Here is a 23,640-nt window from a genome sequence, read left to right on the forward strand (position 1 = left end):
GCATTGGGGTACGCTAGCGAACCAGCGAGGTGATATGTTCAAGCAACTTATCAGGCTGCTCACCGGACAAACGCGCATCAACCGGTAAGAACCACCAGTTATCTTCGGCAAAAGCACGGCATTTCACCGCGTCTTTTTCCGTCATTACCAGGGTCTGCCCTTCACCGACCAACGCCTGAACGTCAGCAGGGGCGAGCGTTTGATGATCCGCCAGCGGGACGCACTTTTGCGGATGCGCGCCACAGGCTTCCAGCGTGGCGAAAAAGCGCGGCGGATGACCGATGCCCGCCATCGCCACAATATTGCTCAGTTGCGCCACATCGCAACGCGCTCCCGTACGTAAGTTCACCGCCAGTCCAGGCGCTAGCTGCATGGGGATTTCGCCCGCCCGGGCGACGCCGCCATTGACGATAGCGGCGTCCACGGTTTTCAGGCGACTGGCGCGTTCGCGCATAGGACCGGCAGGAAGCCACCAGCCGTTGCCAAAACGGCGCACGCCGTCAATCACCACAATTTCAATATCTCGCGCGAGCCGGTAATGCTGCAACCCATCGTCGGTGATAATAATCTGCACATTATGCGCCGCCAGAATCGCTTTCACCGCCGCGGCGCGTTCAGGCGCCACCGCGACAGGCGCGCCGGTCCGCTGATAAATCAATACCGGTTCATCTCCCGCTTCTGCGGTTGTCGTCTCAGGCGTCAGGAGCAGCGGATAAGCGGCAGCTTTCCCGCCGTAGCCGCGGGAAACGACCCCCACGCGCACGCCACGCTGTTGCAGCTTTTCCACCAGCCAAATGACTACGGGGGTTTTACCGTTACCGCCAGCCGTAAGATTCCCTACCACAACCACCGGTACCGGCGCTCGCCAGGCGCGTTTAAAACCAAGCTTATAGCTCAGACGAATCGCCCCGCTCACCAGGCCATACAGCCAGGAGAGCGGCAGCAGTAACCGCCATAGCGGGGATTCACCCGACCAGATACGCGCAATCATTGGCCAAATTGCATCTTATGTAGCTGGGCGTAAACGCCGTGTTGCGCCAGCAGCTCGCTATGAGTGCCGCGCTCAACGATAATACCGTCTTCGACTACAACGATCTCATCCGCCTGTTCGATGGTGGAGAGACGGTGCGCAATCACCAGAGAGGTACGGTTTTTCTGCAGCTCATCCAACGCTGCCTGAATCGCACGTTCAGATTCGGTATCCAGCGCGGACGTAGCTTCATCAAGGATCAGAATCGGGCTGTCGCGCAGTAAGGCGCGGGCAATCGCGATACGCTGGCGTTGACCGCCGGAAAGCAGTACGCCGTTTTCGCCGATAATGGTATCCAGGCCATTATCCATCTTGTTGATAAAGTCCATGGCATAGGCCATGCGCGCCGCCTCTTCAATCTGCTCGCGGCTGTATTCTTCCGTCCGGGCATAAGCAATGTTATTAGCGACCGTGTCGTTAAACAGATGCACGTTTTGCGAAACCAGCGCCACCTGATTACGTAGAGAGGCCAGAGTGTATTCGCGTAGATCGTGACCATCCATCAGGATGTGTCCTTCATCAATATCGTAGAAACGGGTGATCAGACTGGCGATAGTTGATTTACCCGATCCGGAACGCCCCACCAGCGCCACGGTTTTCCCGGCAGGAATTTTCAAATTGATGTTACGCAATGCCGGCACTTCACGGCCCGGGTAAGTAAACGTCACATTGCGGAATTCGAGATCGCCGGTCGCGCGGTCAATGACACGTTTACCTTCATCTTTCTCCTGTTCGCTATCCAGAATCGCAAACAACGTTTGACAAGCCGCCATCCCACGCTGGAACTGCGCGTTAACGTTTGTCAGCGATTTTAATGGACGCATCAGCGCGATCATGGAGGAGAACACCACGGTGATGGTCCCTGCCGTCAGGCTATCCATTACGCTTGGGAAGCTCGCAGCATAGAGGACAAACGCCAGCGCCAGCGAGGCAATGAGCTGAATGATAGGATCGGAAATTGACGAGGCAGAGACCATTTTCATGCCTTGCAGTCGCATCTTATTGCTGACTTTATCAAAGCGTTTAGTTTCGACTTCCTGACCGCCAAAAATCAGTACCTCTTTGTGTCCTTTCAGCATTTGTTCAGCGCTGGTAGTCACTTGTCCCATCGTGTTCTGCATATTTTTACTGATGCTGCGGAACCGCTTTGAGACAACGCGAATCGCAATCGACACAATCGGCGCTAAAACAACCAGGATGATCGACAACTGCCAGCTGTAATAGAACATCATGATAAACAATCCGATGATCGATGCCCCTTCACGCACCACGGTAATCAGCGCGCCAGATGAAGAAGAGGCAACCTGTTCTGAATCGTATGTAATACGCGACAGCAGCGTACCGGTAGACTGTTTATCAAAGAAGGCGACGGGCATTCCCATCATATGGCCAAACAGGCGACGGCGCATGGTCATTACCACCTTGCCTGACACCCATGAAATACAGTAGCTGGAGATATAGCTAGTGATGCCTCGTAATATCATCAGCCCAATAACCACCAGCGGCATCCACAGCAACACTGAGCGATCCGTTTTACCGAAACCATCATCCAGTAATGGCTTGAGGAGCGATAGCATGAAGGTATCGCTGGCTGCGTTGAGAATTAACGCTATGCCCGCCACGATCAGACCTGCTTTAAAAGGCGCTATGGTTGGCCACAGTCGGCGGAAGGTCTGCCACGTAGAGAGATCTTTATCGTTATGCATTCAAAAAACCAGCATTTGTTGAAATAGCCGCATATTCTACCCGTTATCCTCGGACACGCCAAACCACTGATGATACCAGCGAGGTAAAATTTGATCCCGTAAGCCTTGTATGCGCCAGCCCTGCGGAGAAAACCGCAGCGAAATTTGCCCCTGGTGGGGTGTATCAAACCACTGATACGCCTGCTGTCGGTAGCGCTGTTTTACCTTGCGGGACGGCAGCCGCCATGCGTTATAGCGCGATGCGGACGCCAGCGCCGCTTCACCATGTACGCGCTGAATAAATGGTAGCGACGACGACGTATTACTACCATGATGCGGCACCTGGATAAACGTCGCCGCAAGATGTCGCCAGTAACGACTTAGCATTTTTTGTTCAGCGCCCGCTTCGATATCGCCCGTGAGCAGGATGCTATGTACACCGTCATCCACTTTGACCACACAAGAACGGTTATTTCCTCGATCGGCACTTTCGCGTAACGGCCAGTGCGCCTGAAACGTTAGCCCCTGCCATTGCCACTGCTCGCCACGAAAACAGGGCAAATGTCCCTGCCAGCCTAACGGGCTGCGAATCCACATTGACGGCCAGACCTGCTGTAGCGAACGCAGCCCGCCCCGATGATCCAGATGCTCATGACTCAAAATAACGCCCTCCGGCGTCAGATTATGCCAGCGCAACCAGGGAATAATAACCTGTTGCCCGCTGTCGCCCTCCGGCCATGCCCGACCGGTATCGTAGAGTATTACTTTATCGCCCCTGACGATCGCTATCGCCAGCCCCTGACCGACATCCAGCATATGCACCTGCCATCCGCTGGCGTTTATCGGCCGCCAGAGTGGCCAGCTCATCAACAATAACCCGCATAAACAAACCGCCGGCCAGGTACGCCAGACGTTTAATCGCCACGCGATAAGCGTTAACCAGGGTAAAAGCGTCAGCCACTGCCAACGGTTATCAATATTGACCCAGCCCTGCGGTAAAGCATTCAACAGGTAAAATAGCGCGGCTAACGCGCGATCGGTCAGGTACCATACCCACTCTTCAAGAAAAAACGGCCCGGTTAAATGCAGAATCATTCCCGCCAGGATGAGTGGAACCGTCACAAATGTGACCCAGGGTACGGCAAAAAGATTCGCCAGCATTGCGGTAACGCTTATGCCATGAAAAAGCGCCACCTGGAGAGGCAAAAGCAGAAGTGTAATGCCTGCCTGTAGGTGAAGCAGGTTAAGCAACCAGCGTAAGCCTCGTGGAAAATTTCCGTTTGGCGCAGGAAACCACTGATACCAGAATAACAGGCCGGCAACCGCAAATGCTGACAGCCAAAGACTTTGTGATATAACCGCCACAGGATCGGCGAAAATAATCGCGGCCAGACAGCAGCACCAGACTTGCCAGCCGCTCCACTGTCGTCCGCTTAATTTTAATCCTCCCCAGACGCTCAGCGCCGCCACCGTGCGCAGCGCAGGCGGTTGTAAGCCGGTAAGCCAGGCATAACATATCGCGCAAAGAATGCCGCCCAGCAATGGCGTCTGCCAACGAATCCATCTGACCGGCAAAAAGAATTGTCCGCCACGGATTAATCCGGCAGCCAATAACGCAGCAAAAGCGATATGCAGGCCGGAAATCGCCATCAAATGGGCAGTCCCCGTATCGCGCATAACGGCCTTCACCTCCTGCGACACCGCTCCCCGCTCCCCCATTCCCAACGCCAGAATAACCTGCTGCCACGGATAAGGCGCAAGCGTAGCGCGAAGCGAAGCAAGATAGCGCCCACGCAAGCTACACTCAGGGTTAATCGCTTTAGCCTGTAGAAAACGCCCGGTCAACGGTTGGTGCTGCGCTAGCGCGTAACGCTGGCTATCAAAACCGCCTTCGTTAAGCTGTCCGTGTACCGCTCTGACCTTCAGCGTCATCGCCCACTGTTGCCCGGCACACACTTCCGTGGGTAAGTACTGACCATGCAGGACAATCCCTACAGCAGGAAAGAGCGGCTTTCCGCGCAAATGGGTGATTCGCCCATAATGAGTGGTCATATGATCGGTGGCAGTAATGACCACTGTCGCCTCCTGCGTCGCGGCGGGCAGGACGTTTCCCGCCCAGATGGCCTGCCTGGCGGCAAATATCCCCCACATGAAAAAGAGCAAGGTTAATGCCGCGTAGCGCGCATAGTGATGGGGTATGAGGCAAAGCAAACATGCCAGACAAAACAGCACCGCGAGAATCCACGTATCAGGTAATACTGGCAATATCATGAGTGGAAGTATGCCGCATACTACGCATACGCTGACCGTCGTTATCTTCATAGACACCTCCCTGTGCGGGAAAGTGTGCAGGTTCAGGACGCCATTGTCTGGAGGGGATTTTGTGCTATACGGCGCGGATTCCAGGTTTTTTACCTGATAAATGTAAGACGCAGCAAAAAATGCGAAACGTTTTCCAGTTTTCGGTCGAATAGCGTTTGCGCCTGACGGCGTATAAATGAAAAAAGCACCCTGACGGTGCTTTTTTCGGGTTCAAGTTTTGCGTTAAAACTTAACCGTAAATATTGGCGCGATCGCGCAGTTCTTTACCCGGTTTAAAGTGAGGAACGTATTTTCCTTCCAGTTCCACTTTATCGCCGGTCTTGGGGTTACGTCCGGTACGAGGCGCGCGGTAATGCAAAGAAAAACTGCCGAAACCGCGGATTTCAATACGCTCGCCCTGCGCAAGAGTCGAGGCCATATGCTCCAGCATCTCTTTTACCGCGTCTTCAACCGCCTTAGCGGGAATGTGAGATTGCTGGGTTGCAAGTCTTTCAATCAATTCTGACTTGGTCATAATTCCTCCGGTTCCTTAAAGGCAAATTGGCTGCAGCCGTGAGATTGATTAAGGGCGGCCGTAGCCGCCCTTAGTGCTTGATTACAGGCCGAAACCTGCAATCTGTCAAGTAATCTCGTTATACTTCGGACTAAAAGACCCGAAGTTTCAGAGGATTACTCGCCTTTAGCTGCTTTGAATGCTTCAGCCATTGCGTTGTTAGAGAAGTTTGCATCTTCCTGTTTGTTAACAGTTGCGATGGCATCTTTCTCGTCAGCTTCGTCTTTCGCACGAACAGACAGGCTGATTGCGCGGTTTTTACGATCAACGCCTGTGAATTTAGCTTCAACGTCGTCGCCAACGCTCAGAACCAGAGTCGCATCTTCAACGCGGTCACGGGATGCTTCAGAAGCACGCAGGTAACCTTCAACGCCGTCAGCCAGTTCTACGGTTGCGCCTTTCGCGTCAACTGCAGTGACTTTACCGGTTACGATAGCGCCTTTCTTGTTCAGAGCAACCCAGTTGTTGAACGGATCTTCTGCGAGCTGTTTAACGCCCAGGGAGATACGTTCACGTTCTGCGTCAACCTGCAGAACAACTGCAGCGATTTCGTCGCCTTTTTTGTATTCACGAACTGCTTCTTCGCCTGCAACGTTCCAGGAGATGTCAGACAGGTGAACCAGGCCGTCGATGCCGCCGTCCAGGCCGATGAAGATACCGAAGTCAGTGATAGACTTGATTTTACCTTCAACGCGGTCGCCCTTGTTGTGGGTTTCTGCGAACTGCTGCCACGGGTTAGATTTGCACTGCTTCAGACCCAAGGAGATACGACGACGTTCTTCGTCGATATCCAGAACCATCACTTCCACTACGTCGCCAACGTTAACCACTTTGGACGGGTGGATGTTTTTGTTGGTCCAGTCCATTTCGGAAACGTGAACCAGGCCTTCAACGCCTTCTTCGATTTCAACGAAGCAGCCGTAGTCGGTCAGGTTGGTCACGCGACCGGTCAGTTTGGTACCTTCCGGATAACGTTTAGCGATAGCAACCCACGGATCTTCGCCCAGCTGTTTCAGGCCCAGGGATACACGGGTACGCTCGCGGTCGAATTTCAGCACTTTCACGTTGATTTCGTCGCCAACGTTCACGATTTCGCTCGGATGCTTAACGCGTTTCCAGGCCATATCAGTGATGTGCAGCAGGCCGTCAACGCCGCCCAGATCAACGAATGCACCGTAGTCAGTGAGGTTCTTAACGATACCTTTAACTTCCATGCCTTCCTGCAGGTTTTCCAGCAGCTGATCGCGTTCTGCGCTGTTTTCGGATTCGATAACGGCACGACGAGAAACCACAACGTTGTTACGTTTCTGGTCCAGCTTGATTACTTTGAATTCAAGCTCTTTGCCTTCCAGGTGCAGAGTGTCACGCACCGGACGAACGTCTACCAGAGAACCTGGCAGGAACGCGCGAATACCGTTCAGCTCAACAGTGAAGCCACCCTTAACTTTGCCGTTGATAACACCGGTAACAGTTTCAGCATCTTCGTAAGCTTTTTCCAGCGTGATCCATGCTTCGTGACGTTTAGCTTTCTCACGAGAGAGCAGAGTTTCACCGAAGCCGTCTTCTACTGCATCCAGAGCAACGTCAACTTCGTCACCAACCTGGATTTCCAGTTCGCCCTGGGCGTTTTTGAACTGCTCAGCCGGAATGGCAGACTCAGATTTCAGACCGGCGTCAACCAGTACTACGTCTTTGTCGATAGCAACAACAACACCACGAACGATGGAACCCGGGCGGGTTTCGATTTCTTTTAAGGATTCTTCAAAGAGTTGAGCAAAAGATTCAGTCATGTTTAATCTTCAGGTTTCATATTTAACGTCCACCTGGCTCCGTGCCGGATGGGGTTGTTTAACATACCCGCTGTCAATCCTTTGCAACGGGGGTACTACAAATTCGGTCGCATTTAAGCGAGAGCCAATTTTTGGCGCGCATATTGTAACGCTTTTTCAATCACTTGCTCAATGCTTAATCGGGTAGAATCCAAAACTAATGCATCAGCAGCAGGAACTAACGGCGCTACAGCGCGATTACGATCGCGATCGTCGCGTTCCTTGATCTCGGCCAAAAGGCGTTCAAAGTTAACACTAAAGCCATTCTCCTGCAACTGTAGCATACGTCGATGCGCACGTTCCTCCGAGGAGGCGTCAAGGAAAATTTTTACCGGCGCATCCGGGAAGACCACGGTCCCCATATCGCGTCCATCGGCGATTAAACCAGGCGCTTCGCGGAATGCGCGTTGGCGGCGAAGAAGCGCTTCACGCACGCGTGGGAATGCCGCCACCTGGGATGCCGCGTTCGCGACTTCCTGCGTACGGATTTCGCCGCTAACGTCCTCGCCTTCCAGGATAACTTCCAGGTTGCCGTCCGTTGAGACGAAACGCACGTCCAGATGGGACGCCAGCGGCACCAGCGCATCTTCAGAGGCGAGATCGACATGGTGATGCAATGCCGCCAGCGCCAGTACGCGGTATATCGCGCCGGAATCCAGCAGATGCCATTGCAATGCTTCCGCCATTGCTTTGCACAAGGTGCCTTTACCTGCACCGCTTGGGCCATCAATGGTTATTACCGGGGCAATTGCCGTCATCTTTATCTCCTTAAACAGGCGTACCGTTAACGTAAACGCCGCGCATTATACGCGCCAACGCTCGCGACCGTTAACGTTGCGTGCAAAAACCAGTTTTGTCTGTAATCAGATGCGGAATAATTGCGCAATTATAGCGGGCTGGCGAGAAACCAGCCCGAAAGATGACAATGATTTACTTTTTATCTTCGGCAATTCTGTCGCGCATATGCTGCGCGCGATCGGCTGAAGCCGGGTGGGAGTCCATCAATGATTTTGCATGACCTGCGTCCATTGTGGCGAATTTATCGAATGCCGTGACTAAGCCCTGGGTGTTAATCCCGCGTTTTTTCAGCAGATCGTAAGAGAAGTCATCTGCATCCGACTCCTGACTGCGAGAAAACGCCGAATTGATGACGCCTTCCGCCAGATCGCCCAATTGAGACTGGGAAAGCTGCGCTGCGACGCCGCTGGTGGCGGAAATCGCATCGCGAGCCGCCAGCGTGGCATAAGCGGTCTGCATTGCCTTGCGAGAGTGCCCTAAAGAGACATGGCCCAGTTCATGGCCCAGTACGCCTTCAATTTCATTATCGGTCATCAGATCCATCAGGCCGGAGTATACGCGAACGCAACCGTTCGCCATCGCCCATGCGTTGATATCGCTGGTCATATAGACTTTATAGCTAACCGGCGTACCGTCAATGTTGTTACCCAGCGCTTTGGCGATTTTGCTCAGACGTTTGGTGTATTTGCTTTTCGAACCTGCCAGTTGATTCTCGCTGTCCATTTGTTTACAGGCATTATTAGATAATGCCTTAACATCCGCATCGGACAGTGTGGCGGCTTTGTAGGCTGACATGCCTGAACTGGCGATTAAATTGCCATTCACGCCATTTTTACATCCTGCCAGTAGCGTGGCGGAAATCGCCACCGCCAGTAGTAATGATTTATTTTTCATACTAATCTTCCGTTGATAACTATTATAAAAAACACATAAATCAATGTGTTAAATCATCAACAAATTAGCATTAGTCATAATTATAAAAATAGTGCGAATACGGACTCGGCGCGCCAGCCCGTCGACTGGCGCAACAGAAGACTTAGGCAGGCGTACTCATTCGCGCCAGTTGTTCGAAATAATCAGGGAACGTTTTTGCGGTACATTTAGGGTCCAGGATCGTAACTGGCGTATCGGACAGTGCGACCAGTGAGAAGCACATCGCCATACGGTGGTCGTTGTACGTGCCAATATCCGCGTGTTGGAGCTTCGCCGGCGGCGTGATACGAATATAGTCGTGCCCTTCTTCGACTTCAGCGCCCACTTTACGTAGCTCGGTCGCCATCGCGAACAGGCGATCGGTTTCTTTCACTCGCCAGTTATAAATATTGCGCAACGTCGTGGTTCCTTTCGCAAACAGCGCCGTGGTGGCAATCGTCATCGCCGCATCCGGAATATGGTTCATATCCATATCTATGGCGTGCAATTCACCGCGCGTGCAGGCAATAAAATCATCGCCCCAGGTAATGGTCGCGCCCATTTTCTCCAGCACATCGGCAAAACGAATATCGCCCTGCATACTTTTGCGGCCAATTCCGGTCACTTTTACCGTGCCGCCTTTTATCGCCCCGGCGGCGAGAAAATAGGATGCTGACGAGGCATCGCCCTCGACCAGATAGCGACCTGGAGAGTGATACTGTTGACCGCCCTTCACGACAAATTGTTGGTAGTGATGGTTCGCTATCTCCACGCCAAAGGTTTTCATTAAATTTAGCGTGATATCGATGTAAGGTTTTGATACCAGTTCGCCTTTAACGCGAATAATTGTGTCTTTAGAGGCCAGCGGCGCCGTCATCAGCAGAGCGGTCAGGAACTGGCTGGAAACGCTACCATCAACCTCAATGTCGCCGCCGGTAAAACCGCCGCGCAGACGCAGGGGCGGATAGTTTTCCTGCTCCAGGTAATCAATATTCGCCCCACCCTGACGCAGCGAATCGACCAGATGGCCTATCGGACGCTCTTTCATACGCGGTTCGCCGGTTAACACTATCTCATTTTGCCCCAGACATAGCGCTGCCGCTAACGGACGCATCGCGGTTCCGGCATTACCGAGAAACAGTTCCAGAGCGCCTGGCGCACGTAATGCGCCGCCATTACCCGTAATGTCACAGCGGGTGCGATCGGCAGAAAGGGTGTAATTGATCCCCAACGCGCTCAGGGCATTGAGCATATGGCGGACGTCATCGCTATCCAGCAGATTCGTCAGAACGGTTTTACCACAAGCTAAAGCCCCCAAGAGCAAAGCACGGTTTGAAACACTTTTGGAGCCAGGTAAATTAATGGCGCCGTCGACCCGCGCGATGGGTTGTAACGTCAGGGATTCCATGAAACTCAACTCTCAAAAAACAGAAATAAAAACCCCACAGACTGGCCGTGGGGATGAAAAAAGAAACGTATTAGCCGTGGCGACGCTCAAAATCGATCATGAAATCGGTCAGCGCTTTCACCCCTTCAATCGGCATGGCGTTATAGATAGAGGCGCGCATACCGCCAACAACACGGTGCCCTTTTAAGGCGTGCAGACCGGCGGCGAAAGACTCTTCCAGAAAGACCTTGTCCAGCGCATTGTCCGCTAACTGGAACGGAACGTTCATCCGCGAACGGTTGGCCTGTGCGACATCGTTACGGTAGAAATCGCTGTTATCAATCACACCGTACAGCAACTCCGCTTTTTGCTGATTGATTTTGTGCATCGCCGCCACGCCGCCCTGCGCTTTCAACCATTTGAACACCAGACCGGAAAGATACCAGGCGAAAGTCGGCGGCGTATTAAACATCGAGTCGTTATCACTCAGGACGGTGTAGTCGAGGATGGACGGGCAGCTCTCATGCGCCTTGCCTAACAGATCCTCCCGGACGATAACCAGCGTCAGTCCTGCCGGACCGATATTCTTCTGCGCGCCAGCATAAATTACGCCATAGCGAGAGACGTCCAGCGGCGCAGACAGGATGGTAGAAGAAAAGTCCGCCGTGACGACCACCTCCGGGCCAAAATCCGGCGTTTCATCGATGGCGATGCCGTCAATGGTCTCATTCGGGCAATAGTGTAAATAAGCGGCGTTATCGGAAAGCTGCCACTCGCGCATCGGTTTCACGGCACGTTTGCCGTCCACGGTGATTTTGGCGTCGATAATCTGCGGCGCACAGTATTTTTTGGCTTCTTTGATGGCGCTCGCCGCCCAGTAACCAGCATCGACATAATCCGCCGTGGTTTTATCGCCCAGCAGATTGAGCGGCACGCCAGCAAACTGCCCGCGACCGCCGCCGTGACAAAATAAAACTTTATAGTTGGAGGGGATATTAAGGAGATCGCGAAAATCCTGCTCCGCCTCTTCAGCGACCTGGATAAACTCTTTGCCTCGATGGCTAATTTCCATTACCGACGTACCAAGACCGTGCCAGTCACGCAGCTCCTGTTGCGCCAGTTTAAGTACTTCCGCCGGTAGCATCGCCGGACCTGAACTAAAATTAAAGACCTGAGCCATTTCCCCTCACCACGCTGCATTGTTTCCTGCCTGATAGACATCAGGCAAACGTTATTCATGTGAATATCGGTTTTATCATTCAGTGACACGCGCCGCAATGGGTAAAACAATGCGAGGAGAAAATGCGGCATGTGTCACACAACAGAATCTTCCGGATTAACCGTATAAATCCGATATTTTCGCTGTTAAACAACGCGTTTAGCCCGGCTTGCCTTCGTCCATTCTGGATTTGCGCAGCGCGGACATAATTGCTTTTCCCCGGCGTTCATGCGTATCACTTCACTGCAACGTACGCAGGCATAGTCGCCAGCCTCCGGCGCCACGATAAAGCGTGGCGTACAGTGCTCAGGAAGAATGCTTAACCCCGGCTTAACGTCTTTATTTTCAAAGAAATAGACGCTGATTTGTCCGTTTGTCTCCAGAATGGCCAGTCTGACCTGCCCCAGTTGCTCAACGCCATTCAAGCGAAGCTCCATAAAAAACTCAAACTCCGTCATGTTCGAGCGCTGCAGTTTTTCCCACGCCAGTTCGCCGTCTTCAACAATGACCACCGACTTGCCTTCCAGCAGATCTTCCAACTTTTCACTATGCGCCATCAGCCACATGACCAGGCGATAGAGCAGCGCCAGGGTGATGAATACCACCAGAACAGGGAGCATCGGAACGTCATCATAAAACGCGACGTCGCCTGCCGCCGATCCCAATGTCAAAATGATCAGCACTTCAAAAAGCGACATTTGCCGTACGCCGCGTCGTCCTGTCACCTTTAAGAAAAGAAACACCAGAACAAAGGTGTAAAAGCTACGCAGCGCCACTTCCCCCAAAAACGCTACCGGCACGTTATCCAGCGCCATTCGTTGCAAATCAAATGCTTTCATTTTTTATGCTCTTCCTGTGAATGCCAGTGTAAAAGCATAGCCAATACTTTTATTTCCGCCGATGTCCCGGCGAGATAGCGCCCGTCACATAAAACCCGTATCATTGCGCGCTTTCCGTACGACAAAAGTGATTTTCATGACGCAAACATTTATTCCCGGCAAAGACGCCGCGCTGGAAGACTCCATCGCCCGCTTCCAGCAAAAGTTACTCGACCTCGGCTTTCACATCGAAGAGGCCTCCTGGCTGAACCCGGTGCCAAACGTCTGGTCAGTGCATATTCGCGATAAAGAGTGCGCGTTATGCTTTACCAACGGAAAAGGCGCGACCAAAAAAGCGGCGCTGGCCTCGGCGCTGGGCGAATACTTCGAGCGTCTGTCAACCAACTACTTCTTTGCTGATTTCTGGCTTGGCGAAACGGTCGCCAATGGGCCATTCGTGCATTACCCGAACGAAAAGTGGTTCCCGCTGACTGAAAATGACGACGTACCGGAAGGCTTGCTTGATGCCCGTCTGCGCGCGTTTTACGATCCGGAAAATGAACTCACCGGAAGCCAGTTAATTGATCTTCAGTCCGGCAATGAAGCTCGCGGCGTCTGCGGCCTGCCATTTACCCGTCAGTCCGATAACCAGACCGTGTATATTCCGATGAATATCATCGGCAACCTGTACGTCTCTAACGGAATGTCCGCCGGCAATACGCGTAATGAAGCCCGCGTTCAGGGACTGTCGGAAGTCTTCGAGCGTTATGTGAAAAATCGCATCATTGCGGAAAGTATCAGTCTGCCGGAGATTCCCGCAGAGGTGATGGCGCGTTATCCGGCGGTAATGGAGTCAATCGCCACGCTGGAAGCCGAGGGTTTCCCGATTTTCGCCTATGACGGCTCGCTGGGCGGTAAGTATCCGGTTATCTGCGTCGTGCTGTTCAACCCGGCTAACGGTACCTGCTTTGCTTCTTTTGGCGCCCATCCTGACTTTGGCGTTGCGCTGGAGCGTACAGTGACCGAGCTACTCCAGGGACGCGGTCTGAAAGATCTTGATGTCTTCACGCCACCAACGTTCGATGATGAAGAAGTCGCGGAGCACACTAATCTGGAGACCCACTTCATCGACTCCAGCGGCCTGATTTCCTGGGATCTGTTCAAACAGGACGCCGATTACCCGTTCACGGACTGGAGTTTTTCCGGCACTACCGAAGAAGAATTCGCCACGCTGATGGCCATCTTCGCTGCTGAAGATAAAGAAGTTTACATTGCCGATTACGAGCATCTCGGCGTATACGCCTGTCGTATTATCGTACCGGGAATGTCTGATATTTATCCTGCCGAAGATCTGTGGCTGGCCAACAACAATATGGGTAGCCATCTTCGTGAGACTCTGCTTTCGCTGCCCGGTAGCGCCTGGAATAAAGAAGATTATCTCAATCTGATTGAACAATTGGATGAAGAAGGTTTTGACGATTTCACCCGCGTGCGTGAACTGTTGGGTCTGGCGACCGGAGCGGACAATGGTTGGTATACACTGCGCGTCGGCGAATTAAAAGCAATGTTAGCGTTAGCGGGCGGCGATTTGGAGCAGGCGCTAATCTGGACAGAATGGACGATGGAGTTCAATTCGTCGGTCTTTAGTCCGGCACGCGCAAACTATTACCGTTGCCTGCAAACTCTGCTGCTCCTGTCGCAAGAAGATGCGCGTCAGCCACTGCAATATCTCAATGCTTTTATAAAAATGTATGGCGCAGAGGCTGTAGAAGCCGCCAGCGCCGCGCTTAGCGGTGAAGCGGCTTTTTATGGACTACCGGCTGTCGACCACGATCTACAAGCGTTCCCGGCGCATCAGTCCTTGTTAAAAGCGTATGATAAATTACAGCGCGCGAAAGCGGCATACTGGTCAAAATAAGGCCATATGAGTGACTTAGGGTAGGTTTACCCTCTCGGCTGCGTTATATTACGGGGCGCCTTTGCGGCCCCGTTTTATTTATTTTCGCTAAACGGCGAAAAATGTAATAACAAGGTTAAATATTGGTTGTTGATATTAAATTAATTGACATAGTGATGTTACTTTATTTGTTGATTACTCCATATTAATTAACCGTGCAGCAGGAGGAGTCAGGAAAAAATTCAACTCTATTTATAATTTTTAAAATTTATTTTTATTAGGATAATCAAAAAGTTACACCGTAATTGCATAAAAGCCATGCGACTTACGGGCCTATAAGCCAGGCGAGATATGATCTATATCAAATTCTCATCTATAATGCTTTGTTAGTATCTCGTCGCCGACTTAATAAAGAGAGAGTTAGTGTGAAAGCTGACAACCCTTTTGACCTTTTACTCCCTGCAGCAATGGCCAAAGTGGCTGAAGAAGCAGGCGTCTATAAAGCAACGAAACATCCGCTTAAGACTTTCTATCTGGCGATTACCGCCGGCGTATTCATTTCAATTGCCTTTGTTTTTTATATTACTGCGACAACCGGTACTGGCGCGATGCCTTATGGCATGGCGAAACTTATCGGGGGTATCTGTTTCTCTTTGGGACTGATTCTCTGTGTTATTTGCGGCGCTGATCTTTTCACCTCTACTGTTCTGATCGTTGTAGCTAAAGCTAGCGGTCGCATCACCTGGGGGCAACTGGCTAAAAACTGGTTAAACGTCTATTTTGGTAACCTGATTGGCGCTCTGCTTTTCGTGTTACTGATGTGGCTTTCCGGCGAGTATATGACTGCCAACGGTCAATGGGGACTTAACGTCCTGCAAACCGCCGACCACAAAATGCACCACACTTTTATTGAAGCTGTCTGCCTCGGTATTCTGGCGAACCTGATGGTTTGTCTGGCCGTGTGGATGAGCTACTCAGGTCGTAGCCTGATGGACAAAGCGTTCATCATGGTACTGCCCGTCGCCATGTTTGTCGCCAGCGGTTTTGAGCACAGTATCGCAAACATGTTTATGATTCCTATGGGTATTGTAATACGCGATTTCGCTACACCGGAGTTTTGGACCGCGGTTGGTTCGTCTCCGGAAAGTTTTTCTCACCTGACCGTGATGAGCTTCATCACTGATAACCTGATTCCGGTCACGATCGGTAATATTATCGGCGGCGGTTTGTTGGTCGGGTTGACATACTGGGTCATTTACCTGCGTGGTAACGAGCATCATTAATCTGTTGATGCCCATTACACGCAGTAAATAAAAAATCCACTTAAGAAGGTAGGTGTTACATGTCCGAGCTTAATGAAAAGTTAGCCACAGCCTGGGAAGGTTTTACCAAAGGTGACTGGCAGAATGAAGTAAACGTCCGTGACTTCATTCAGAAAAACTACACTCCGTATGAGGGTGACGAGTCCTTCCTGGCTGGCGCTACTGACGCGACCACCAAGCTGTGGGACAGCGTAATGGAAGGCGTTAAACAGGAAAACCGCACTCACGCGCCTGTTGACTTTGACACCTCCGTTGCTTCCACCATCACTTCTCACGACGCTGGCTACATCAACAAAGCGCTTGAGAAAATTGTTGGTCTGCAGACTGAAGCTCCGCTGAAGCGTGCGATTATCCCGTTCGGCGGCATCAAAATGGTTGAAGGTTCCTGCAAAGCGTACAATCGCGAGCTGGACCCAATGATCAAAAAAATCTTCACCGAATACCGTAAGACTCACAACCAGGGCGTGTTCGACGTTTATACTCCGGACATCCTGCGTTGCCGTAAATCCGGCGTTCTGACCGGTCTGCCGGATGCGTATGGCCGTGGCCGTATCATCGGTGACTACCGTCGCGTAGCGCTGTACGGTATCGACTACCTGATGAAAGACAAATTCGCACAGTTTACGTCTCTGCAATCCGATCTGGAAAACGGCGTAAATCTGGAAGCGACTATCCGTCTGCGTGAAGAAATCGCTGAACAGCACCGCGCTCTGGGTCAGATCAAAGAAATGGCAGCTAAATACGGCTGCGATATCTCTGGTCCGGCGACTAACGCTCAGGAAGCAATCCAGTGGACTTACTTCGGTTACCTGGCTGCGGTTAAATCTCAGAACGGCGCAGCAATGTCCTTCGGTCGTGTATCCACCTTCCTGGATGCGTACATCGAACGTGACCTGAAAGCAGGCAAAATCACCGAGCAAGACGCACAGGAAATGATTGACCACCTGGTCATGAAACTGCGTATGGTTCGCTTCCTGCGTACTCCTGAATATGATGAACTGTTCTCCGGCGACCCGATTTGGGCAACCGAATCTATCGGCGGTATGGGCGTTGATGGCCGTACTCTGGTCACCAAAAACAGCTTCCGTTTCCTGAACACCCTGTACACCATGGGGCCGTCTCCGGAGCCGAACATCACCGTTCTGTGGTCTGAAAAACTGCCGCTGAACTTCAAGAAATTCGCCGCTAAAGTCTCCATCGACACCTCTTCTCTGCAGTACGAGAACGATGACCTGATGCGTCCGGACTTCAACAACGATGACTACGCTATCGCATGCTGCGTAAGCCCGATGATCGTTGGTAAACAAATGCAGTTCTTCGGCGCGCGTGCAAACCTGGCGAAAACCATGCTGTACGCTATCAACGGCGGCGTTGATGAAAAACTGAAAATGCAGGTTGGTCCGAAATCCGAACCGATCAAAGGCGATGTTCTGAACTTCGACGAAGTGATGGATCGCATGGATCACTTCATGGACTGGCTGGCTAAACAGTATGTCACCGCGCTGAACGTTATCCACTACATGCACGACAAGTACAGCTACGAAGCCTCTCTGATGGCGCTGCACGACCGTGACGTTATCCGCACCATGGCGTGTGGTATCGCAGGTCTGTCCGTTGCTGCTGACTCCCTGTCTGCCATCAAATATGCGAAAGTTAAACCGATTCGTGACGAAGATGGTCTGGCTATCGACTTCGAAATCGAAGGCGAATACCCGCAGTTTGGTAACAACGACGCTCGTGTAGATGACATGGCGGTTGACCTGGTAGAACGTTTCATGAAGAAAATTCAGAAACTGACCACCTACCGTGGCGCTATCCCGACACAGTCTGTTCTGACCATTACTTCTAACGTTGTGTATGGTAAGAAAACCGGTAACACCCCGGATGGTCGTCGCGCTGGCGCGCCGTTCGGACCAGGTGCTAACCCGATGCACGGTCGTGACCAGAAAGGCGCTGTCGCTTCTCTGACCTCCGTTGCTAAACTGCCATTTGCTTACGCGAAAGATGGTATTTCTTATACCTTCTCTATCGTTCCGAACGCACTGGGTAAAGACGACGAAGTTCGTAAGACTAACCTGGCAGGTCTGATGGATGGTTACTTCCACCACGAAGCGTCCATCGAAGGCGGTCAGCACCTGAACGTCAACGTCATGAACCGTGAAATGCTGCTGGACGCGATGGAACATCCGGAAAAATATCCGCAGCTGACCATCCGTGTATCTGGTTACGCAGTACGTTTTAACTCCCTGACGAAAGAACAGCAGCAGGACGTTATTACTCGTACCTTCACGCAGACCATGTAATGGGTTTGACTGAAATTACGCCATAAAAAGCGTACAAAAAAGGCTCCATATCAGTGGGGCCTTTTTAATGACTTTTTATATAAGCATATTGCGACAACTCGACTTTTCACTTATAAATAAAGTGTTATTATGTGATCTATATATTCTTCTTAGAATAGCATCAATTTCTCTTTTATTATTTTGATAATCATCATAATCCTTATTTAATACATCAGAAAACAGCATGGTGTTAGTTTCTATTAAATCAGATGACAATGACGGTTTATATGCTTGTAGCAGATAGCTAAGTGTTGGATGAACCATATCAAACAGGACTTCCCCCTCTAATTCCCAGTAACCTATTTTAAAAAATTGGGTAGTAATATTAAAAGACCCCATTTGAAGACAGCGTAGTTTATTCTTCTCCTCTTCAGTAAGAGTACCATTCCATTCAACACATTCCATTTTTCGATCTTCTCCAGATCGCATAAGCTTATAAACTTCATCCTTAACGTCATCATCCTCATTAACTGCATCTTTAAGTTTATTAGCAAATCCTTCTAATAATTCTGGATAGCGGGCAATTTTTTCTCCATACTTAATACATACTTTAAAAAACAACTCTTCTTCATCTTCTTCCATCACTTTAAAAATACAGTTTTCTGAAACATTGAGGAGACGATGCAAATTACATTTATCAATAACCTTGCCATCAATCTCAAATAAAACTTGTGTCTGATTCATATCAAAACGCATAACAAAGCGGTCTTGTTGAGATGGATTAGCATATTCTTTTAATTGTGTAAAGGCATGTATCTTCTCCATGCCGGTTATATCAACATTAAGTTCAGCTTGATTTTCACGTTCACATCCATGGATGAGTGTATATAATACCTCCAGCACCTCTTGTTTTTTGTGTGTTCTGAAGCAGTCCTTAAATCTATCCCATACCCCCATGTATAGCGCTTCTTCTTTATCAGGACTCATCAAACGGGCTAGCCGTGAATGATTAATTTCATAGTTATGACGATTACCAAAACTTAACGTAACTGGCATAATAACTCCCTTGATTATTTACCGCGAAAGCAAGATCCAATCCGTTGCTCTCATTTTTTGATTAAAACCACACTCTATTTAAGAGATTGAATCAGCCTGGGTTTAGAAATGACATCAGATTTACACCTGATTGCGCGTTGAATGCGACGCCAGGCGCTGGACAGCGCATAACGTTCTTTGGACACATCTGAATTATGTTGAGAATTATTTTCGTTCTGACCACAACAAAACGGCGCCAACCATTCGAAAAAAGAGGCGGATCATAAACAGTAAAACCAAGGCGCTATGGATGATACACTTGCAGTATGTATTGCGGTTGAGGCGTTACGAGCTGATGAATGAGCCAGAATTTCTGGCGGTGCGAGTTATGCAGCATAGATTTGCCGTATATTTTATACTGAATAGAGGTAAAATAGCTCCATTGCAGCACATTCTGGAACAGCCACACATTCTGTAGTCCAAAATTTACGCTCGCAGTACCGCTTTTTTACAGGATGCACCCCCCTTACCAGGGTGCTCAACATGCCCGGAATGTGTCCATAAACCCCATGTTATTTAGAGCTAGCCGAAGCGATATGAGTAACTTAACCAATTGTATTACAAATGAAAGTGTTGCAGTAACTGCTGATAAAAAGCCGGTTATTGGTCGCATTCACTCCTTTGAGTCCTGTGGCACCGTTGATGGCCCAGGCATCCGCTTTATTACCTTTTTTCAGGGCTGCCTGATGCGCTGCCTGTATTGCCATAACCGCGACACATGGGATACGCATGGCGGTAAAGAAATCACCGTTGAAGACTTAATGAAAGAGGTGGTGACCTATCGGCATTTTATGAATGCTTCTGGCGGCGGCGTGACGGCATCCGGCGGCGAGGCCATTTTGCAGGCAGAATTTGTACGCGACTGGTTTCGCGCCTGTAAAAAAGAAGGTATCCACACCTGTCTCGACACCAACGGCTTTGTGCGCCGTTATGACCCGGTGATTGATGAACTGTTGGACGTTACCGATCTGGTGATGCTCGATCTCAAGCAGATGAATGATGAGATCCACCAGAATCTGGTCGGTGTCTCTAATCACCGGACGCTGGAATTCGCGCAGTATTTATCAAAGAAAAATGTGAAGGTCTGGATCCGTTACGTTGTCGTTCCCGGCTGGTCTGACGACGATGATTCCGCGCATCGCCTGGGCGAGTTTACCCGCGATATGGGTAATGTCGAAAAAATCGAACTGTTGCCCTATCATGAGCTGGGCAAACATAAATGGGTGGCAATGGGCGAAGAATATAAACTGGATGGCGTGAAGCCGCCTAAAAAAGAGACCATGGAGCGTGTAAAGGGTATTCTTGAGCAGTATGGTCATAAAGTGATGTATTAATCGCCTGCTATCTTACCGCTTTTAAACGGCTACCCATGACGGTAGCCGTTTTGCTGTCTGGATAACGCTCTTACCGCTAAAATACCCGACCCCGCCATCAGACAGGCATGGTTAACAATATTGCGCTAACCAGGTATTAAATACAGAGTCGCTTATCTGCTGCTGGGTTGAAGGTCTGACAACTATTGCTGCCCCCGGCGCCTGTTAATACCGTGGTCTCCGCCTGGAACCCAGGCACCTGTAACCTTAAAAGGCGCTCGCCTGACAGGAGCGCCGTGGAAAAGAGCGTCGTTATGTGTTTCTACGCGCCAGCAGTGGGAAAATTAATCCCAACCCGACCAGGACAAAAGGCGTCACGATGTTCAACGTCAGCTGGAATGTCCACTCCGGCGTGAACGCCTCCATTTTGGGGAAAATACCGGTAAGGCAGGCAAACGCGGTGAAGGCAAAACACCATATTCCCACAGTTAACGCCAACGCCCTGTTGCGAATAAACACATATTCGGGTTTGTACTTTTGCGCCAGTCGAATGACGGCAATAAAGGCGACGAATACCCACAGATAGCGCAGCGGCATGACGACTGAGTTGAGATTAAGCAGCCATTTGTACAGGTTGTTCATATCGCCGATGCCAAGCGTTGGCAACATAATCAAGATAGCGACCAACACTAATGTCAGCAAATAACCGTTAACAGGCGTACCTGAAGCGTTAGTACGACATAAGCGCTGCGGGATATATTTAGTGTCTGCATCACCCAGTAAAACTTTCAGTGGCGCATCAATAGAAAACACCAGCGCGGCGATTTGCCCCAGAGTATTGGCAATGGCATAAATCACCATTAATGAATTACCCATATGGTAATACTCACCCAATTTCTGGAATGCATAATATTGCCCATTGGTCATTAAATCGTCAGGTATATGCCGGGAATCAAACATCATTCCCATCGCCAACGAACCGAGGATAGCGCAGACCGCAACCATGACGGCTAAAAAGAGCATCCCCTTCGGAAATTCTTTTCCTGGATTCCGCGTCTGGTTGACATAAGGCGAGATCTTCTCTGCCCCACCAACCGCAAAGACCAACATAGAGATGGTGGTGATATAGGTAAAATCGATATGAGGAATAAATGACTGCCAGGTGATGTTAGTGGTCGCAATTTCAACGTTTGTAATTGCTGGCGCGGTCACTGCCATCACAACATATAAAATTGACATGATAAACATGGCAATTCCGGCCACAGACCCAACAACCTTTAGCGATTTCATCCCCCGGGAAGCAACCCACATAAAGAAAACAAACAATGCCAGCGTCAGCCCCTGCAAGGCAACGACGGTATATTCTTTTATCAACGAGCCGTCGCCTTTTAAAGCCCATCCCAATGCAATGAGTATCGCCTGCGGCTTTTGCGCCAGGTAGGGAATATGCACGACCCAATAAGTCCATGCCGCAAGGTAAGCCAACCCCGGCCCCATCGTATGCTTAATCCAGGTACTGACGCCCCCTTTTCCCTCTTTGAAGGTTGAGCCCAGTTGCCCCACGATTAAGGCATAAGGAATAAAATAGAGCGCAAAAATAAACACCCAGGAGAAGACAACCACTAACCCCTGGTTAGCATAGTTATTGACAACATTGCCGAATCCCCAAACGGTAATAAACGACATCAAGGCGATGTTGTACCATCGCAACTGTTTTTCCTGCACATTCGGCATAACGCGATCCTTCGTGAACACAATGCTATTACTATAAATGAAGCGGGGGATTATGCGCGGTAAAGACGAAGAGAGAAAATAGAGGAGCGCAAAATTATAACCTTCGGCACATTTTATTTTTCAGTAAAGCAAGAAAATTATGCAGGTCAATTATTTTACGTAAAACATAAACAAAGAGTATGCAAGACTCACGTCCTGCATACGATTCAGAGAACAGTCAGATGTGGGCGACAGGATTAGGCGTCTGGCCGGCGTTACGTAACAGCATCAGCAGATAAATAAACGATACGCTGGCGATCATAATAAACAGCAGATTATCTGAATAATTCTGCATTAACATCGCAGCAAAAGACGGCCCCAACAGGCTCCCTACCGTATAACTTAACAACAGCGCCTGGTTCATTGCCACAAGCTGGTGGTGTTCGACTTTTTCACAGGCCCAGGCCATTGCAACGGGATAAAGCGTAAAACCCGCCGCCCCCAGAATAAACAGAGCTGGCGCCATCGCCGCCTGGGTTAACATGGCAATACTACCGAGTATGACAACGAATACCTGTACGCGTAACACCAGCAAGCGACCAAATTTGTCCGCCAGACGTCCCATTGGCCATTGCCCCAAAATGCCGGCGCTCACCAGCACCGCCATCCAGAAACCGATGCTGGCGTTAGCCATCCCCTGATGCTTCAGATATAACGGCATCAGGCCATATAATGAACCAAGAACAATGCCGGAAATAATACAACCATTCACGCCAAGACGCGCCTGGCGTAGCTTCAGCATGGCGCTAATGGAAGAGGAATGACGTGTCTGCGTTTGCTGATTTACAATTCGGGTAAAGAGTAGCGGCAGAATTCCCGCCAGAATCATTCCGGTCACCCAGGGAAGGACGTGCAGCAATTCACCAGATACTTTACTGACCAATAATTGTCCAAGGAAGGTCCCCATGTAATAGACCATCATATAGGCAGCCAGCAGGCGCCCGCGATTATGCGAGGTTCCGCTGCACATCAACGCGCTTTCGACAACCACCCAAATCATGGCGCAGCCGATACCGGCAATAAAACGCCAGCTCATCCAGCTCCAGAACCCCACCATCACCCCCAATCCGACACAACCCGCGGCGAAGATCAGCGAGGCAAGATAATAGCTACGGTTAAACCCAATGCGTTTAATTAAATACCCGGTAAATAACGTCCCGACCAGATTGCCGGTAAAATAAGACGAGCTGACCATCCCCACCTGCCAGGTCGGAAGGTTTGCCTGAGCAAGCCACAGCGGCACAAGCGTATTCAGTACCGCAATGGCCAGAGTCAACAAAAGTAGCCCGCACAGCAAAAGCATGACGGGACGGGTATAGGTGGACATGAATAAAAACCGTGAGGAAGTTCAAATTTCATGCGCATCATGCCATCGCCAAAAACATTGTCAATCGGCTCCGCATGG

General features: G+C 50.5%; 18 protein-coding genes. 5 read left to right on the plus strand and 13 right to left on the minus strand.

Annotation, left to right across the window (positions count from 1 at the left end; all coding sequences use genetic code 11):
• Nucleotides 1-13 precede the first annotated feature (13 nt).
• The 10 genes from lpxK to HV477_RS04250 all read right to left on the minus strand — a co-directional run bounded on the left by lpxK (nt 14) and on the right by HV477_RS04250 (nt 12,574).
• Nucleotides 14-991, minus strand: a complete 978-nt coding sequence (gene lpxK, locus HV477_RS04205; RefSeq protein ID WP_000561679.1) for a tetraacyldisaccharide 4'-kinase — start codon at nt 989-991, stop codon at nt 14-16.
• A complete protein-coding gene (gene msbA / locus HV477_RS04210; RefSeq protein ID WP_000551246.1) occupies nt 988-2,736 on the minus strand; it encodes a lipid A ABC transporter ATP-binding protein/permease MsbA in 1,749 nt (582 codons plus the stop codon). The genes lpxK and msbA overlap by 4 nt, the downstream gene beginning before the upstream one ends.
• 36 nt (nt 2,737-2,772) lie before the next feature.
• Nucleotides 2,773-5,037, minus strand: a complete 2,265-nt coding sequence (locus HV477_RS04215) for a ComEC family protein (protein ID WP_000705784.1) — start codon at nt 5,035-5,037, stop codon at nt 2,773-2,775.
• A gap of 229 nt (nt 5,038-5,266) precedes the next feature.
• Nucleotides 5,267-5,551 (minus strand): integration host factor subunit beta, encoded by a 285-nt coding sequence (gene ihfB / locus HV477_RS04220; RefSeq protein WP_000167332.1) that lies wholly within the window; start codon nt 5,549-5,551, stop codon nt 5,267-5,269.
• A gap of 155 nt (nt 5,552-5,706) precedes the next feature.
• Nucleotides 5,707-7,380, minus strand: coding sequence for a 30S ribosomal protein S1 (gene rpsA, locus HV477_RS04225; protein ID WP_000140324.1), 1,674 nt, complete (start codon nt 7,378-7,380; stop codon nt 5,707-5,709).
• Nucleotides 7,381-7,493: 113 nt separating this feature from the next.
• On the minus strand, nt 7,494-8,177 hold the full coding sequence (cmk, locus tag HV477_RS04230; RefSeq protein WP_000125007.1) for a (d)CMP kinase: 684 nt from the start codon (nt 8,175-8,177) through the stop codon (nt 7,494-7,496).
• A 172-nt stretch (nt 8,178-8,349) separates the two neighbouring features.
• Nucleotides 8,350-9,111, minus strand: coding sequence for a M48 family metallopeptidase (locus HV477_RS04235; protein ID WP_000792301.1), 762 nt, complete (start codon nt 9,109-9,111; stop codon nt 8,350-8,352).
• Between the two features lie 142 nt (nt 9,112-9,253).
• Nucleotides 9,254-10,537, minus strand: a complete 1,284-nt coding sequence (aroA, locus tag HV477_RS04240; protein WP_079899235.1) for a 3-phosphoshikimate 1-carboxyvinyltransferase — start codon at nt 10,535-10,537, stop codon at nt 9,254-9,256.
• 70 nt (nt 10,538-10,607) lie between these two features.
• Nucleotides 10,608-11,696, minus strand: a complete 1,089-nt coding sequence (serC, locus tag HV477_RS04245) for a 3-phosphoserine/phosphohydroxythreonine transaminase (RefSeq protein WP_000079592.1) — start codon at nt 11,694-11,696, stop codon at nt 10,608-10,610.
• Between the two features lie 185 nt (nt 11,697-11,881).
• On the minus strand, nt 11,882-12,574 hold the full coding sequence (locus HV477_RS04250) for a DUF421 domain-containing protein (protein ID WP_000642866.1): 693 nt from the start codon (nt 12,572-12,574) through the stop codon (nt 11,882-11,884).
• Nucleotides 12,575-12,710: 136 nt separating this feature from the next.
• On the opposite strand from HV477_RS04250, the gene ycaO reads away from it, so the two are divergent.
• The 3 genes from ycaO to pflB all read left to right on the plus strand — a co-directional run bounded on the left by ycaO (nt 12,711) and on the right by pflB (nt 18,075).
• The gene (gene ycaO / locus HV477_RS04255; RefSeq protein WP_000194822.1) at nt 12,711-14,471 is read left to right on the plus strand and encodes a 30S ribosomal protein S12 methylthiotransferase accessory factor YcaO; all 1,761 of its coding nucleotides are present in this window, start codon (nt 12,711-12,713) and stop codon (nt 14,469-14,471) included.
• Between the two features lie 404 nt (nt 14,472-14,875).
• Nucleotides 14,876-15,733, plus strand: a complete 858-nt coding sequence (focA, locus tag HV477_RS04260; protein WP_000642539.1) for a formate transporter FocA — start codon at nt 14,876-14,878, stop codon at nt 15,731-15,733.
• A 59-nt stretch (nt 15,734-15,792) separates the two neighbouring features.
• Nucleotides 15,793-18,075, plus strand: coding sequence for a formate C-acetyltransferase (pflB, locus tag HV477_RS04265; protein WP_001292799.1), 2,283 nt, complete (start codon nt 15,793-15,795; stop codon nt 18,073-18,075).
• Nucleotides 18,076-18,150: 75 nt separating this feature from the next.
• Here pflB and sopD2 read toward each other — a convergent pair whose 3' ends face one another.
• Nucleotides 18,151-19,110, minus strand: coding sequence for an SPI-2 type III secretion system effector SopD2 (sopD2, locus tag HV477_RS04270; RefSeq protein ID WP_001659495.1), 960 nt, complete (start codon nt 19,108-19,110; stop codon nt 18,151-18,153).
• Between the two features lie 130 nt (nt 19,111-19,240).
• On the opposite strand from sopD2, the gene HV477_RS04275 reads away from it, so the two are divergent.
• Entirely contained in the window at nt 19,241-19,567 is a 327-nt protein-coding gene (locus HV477_RS04275) for a cytoplasmic protein (protein ID WP_079899234.1), read from the plus strand.
• A 118-nt stretch (nt 19,568-19,685) separates the two neighbouring features.
• Nucleotides 19,686-20,483, plus strand: coding sequence for a pyruvate formate lyase 1-activating protein (gene pflA / locus HV477_RS04280; RefSeq protein WP_000067973.1), 798 nt, complete (start codon nt 19,686-19,688; stop codon nt 20,481-20,483).
• Between the two features lie 291 nt (nt 20,484-20,774).
• Here the strand turns inward: pflA and HV477_RS04285 are convergent, their stop codons facing one another.
• Together HV477_RS04285 and HV477_RS04290 are read right to left on the minus strand one after the other, a co-directional pair.
• A complete protein-coding gene (locus HV477_RS04285; protein WP_001134268.1) occupies nt 20,775-22,196 on the minus strand; it encodes an APC family permease in 1,422 nt (473 codons plus the stop codon).
• A gap of 217 nt (nt 22,197-22,413) precedes the next feature.
• Nucleotides 22,414-23,562 (minus strand): MFS transporter, encoded by a 1,149-nt coding sequence (locus HV477_RS04290; protein ID WP_000109274.1) that lies wholly within the window; start codon nt 23,560-23,562, stop codon nt 22,414-22,416.
• Nucleotides 23,563-23,640 lie beyond the last annotated feature (78 nt).

Origin of the sequence: Salmonella sp. SG203 (assembly GCF_013350575.1) — a bacterium.
GTDB classification, from domain to species: Bacteria; Pseudomonadota; Gammaproteobacteria; order Enterobacterales; family Enterobacteriaceae; genus Salmonella; species Salmonella enterica.

Excerpts from the sequence above, each read along its gene's own strand:
- ycaO (WP_000194822.1), top strand. The coding sequence starts at position 12,711 with ATGACGCAAACATTTATTCCCGGCAAAGACGCCGCGCTGGAAGACTCC.
- HV477_RS04215 (WP_000705784.1), bottom strand. The coding sequence starts at position 5,037 with ATGAAGATAACGACGGTCAGCGTATGCGTAGTATGCGGCATACTTCCA.
- sopD2 (WP_001659495.1), bottom strand. The coding sequence starts at position 19,110 with ATGCCAGTTACGTTAAGTTTTGGTAATCGTCATAACTATGAAATTAAT.
- cmk (WP_000125007.1), bottom strand. The coding sequence starts at position 8,177 with ATGACGGCAATTGCCCCGGTAATAACCATTGATGGCCCAAGCGGTGCA.
- rpsA (WP_000140324.1), bottom strand. The coding sequence starts at position 7,380 with ATGACTGAATCTTTTGCTCAACTCTTTGAAGAATCCTTAAAAGAAATC.
- msbA (WP_000551246.1), bottom strand. The coding sequence starts at position 2,736 with ATGCATAACGATAAAGATCTCTCTACGTGGCAGACCTTCCGCCGACTG.
- serC (WP_000079592.1), bottom strand. The coding sequence starts at position 11,696 with ATGGCTCAGGTCTTTAATTTTAGTTCAGGTCCGGCGATGCTACCGGCG.
- ihfB (WP_000167332.1), bottom strand. The coding sequence starts at position 5,551 with ATGACCAAGTCAGAATTGATTGAAAGACTTGCAACCCAGCAATCTCAC.
- aroA (WP_079899235.1), bottom strand. The coding sequence starts at position 10,537 with ATGGAATCCCTGACGTTACAACCCATCGCGCGGGTCGACGGCGCCATT.
- lpxK (WP_000561679.1), bottom strand. The coding sequence starts at position 991 with ATGATTGCGCGTATCTGGTCGGGTGAATCCCCGCTATGGCGGTTACTG.
- HV477_RS04235 (WP_000792301.1), bottom strand. The coding sequence starts at position 9,111 with ATGAAAAATAAATCATTACTACTGGCGGTGGCGATTTCCGCCACGCTA.
- HV477_RS04290 (WP_000109274.1), bottom strand. The coding sequence starts at position 23,562 with ATGTCCACCTATACCCGTCCCGTCATGCTTTTGCTGTGCGGGCTACTT.
- pflA (WP_000067973.1), top strand. The coding sequence starts at position 19,686 with ATGAGTAACTTAACCAATTGTATTACAAATGAAAGTGTTGCAGTAACT.
- pflB (WP_001292799.1), top strand. The coding sequence starts at position 15,793 with ATGTCCGAGCTTAATGAAAAGTTAGCCACAGCCTGGGAAGGTTTTACC.
- HV477_RS04285 (WP_001134268.1), bottom strand. The coding sequence starts at position 22,196 with ATGCCGAATGTGCAGGAAAAACAGTTGCGATGGTACAACATCGCCTTG.
- HV477_RS04250 (WP_000642866.1), bottom strand. The coding sequence starts at position 12,574 with ATGAAAGCATTTGATTTGCAACGAATGGCGCTGGATAACGTGCCGGTA.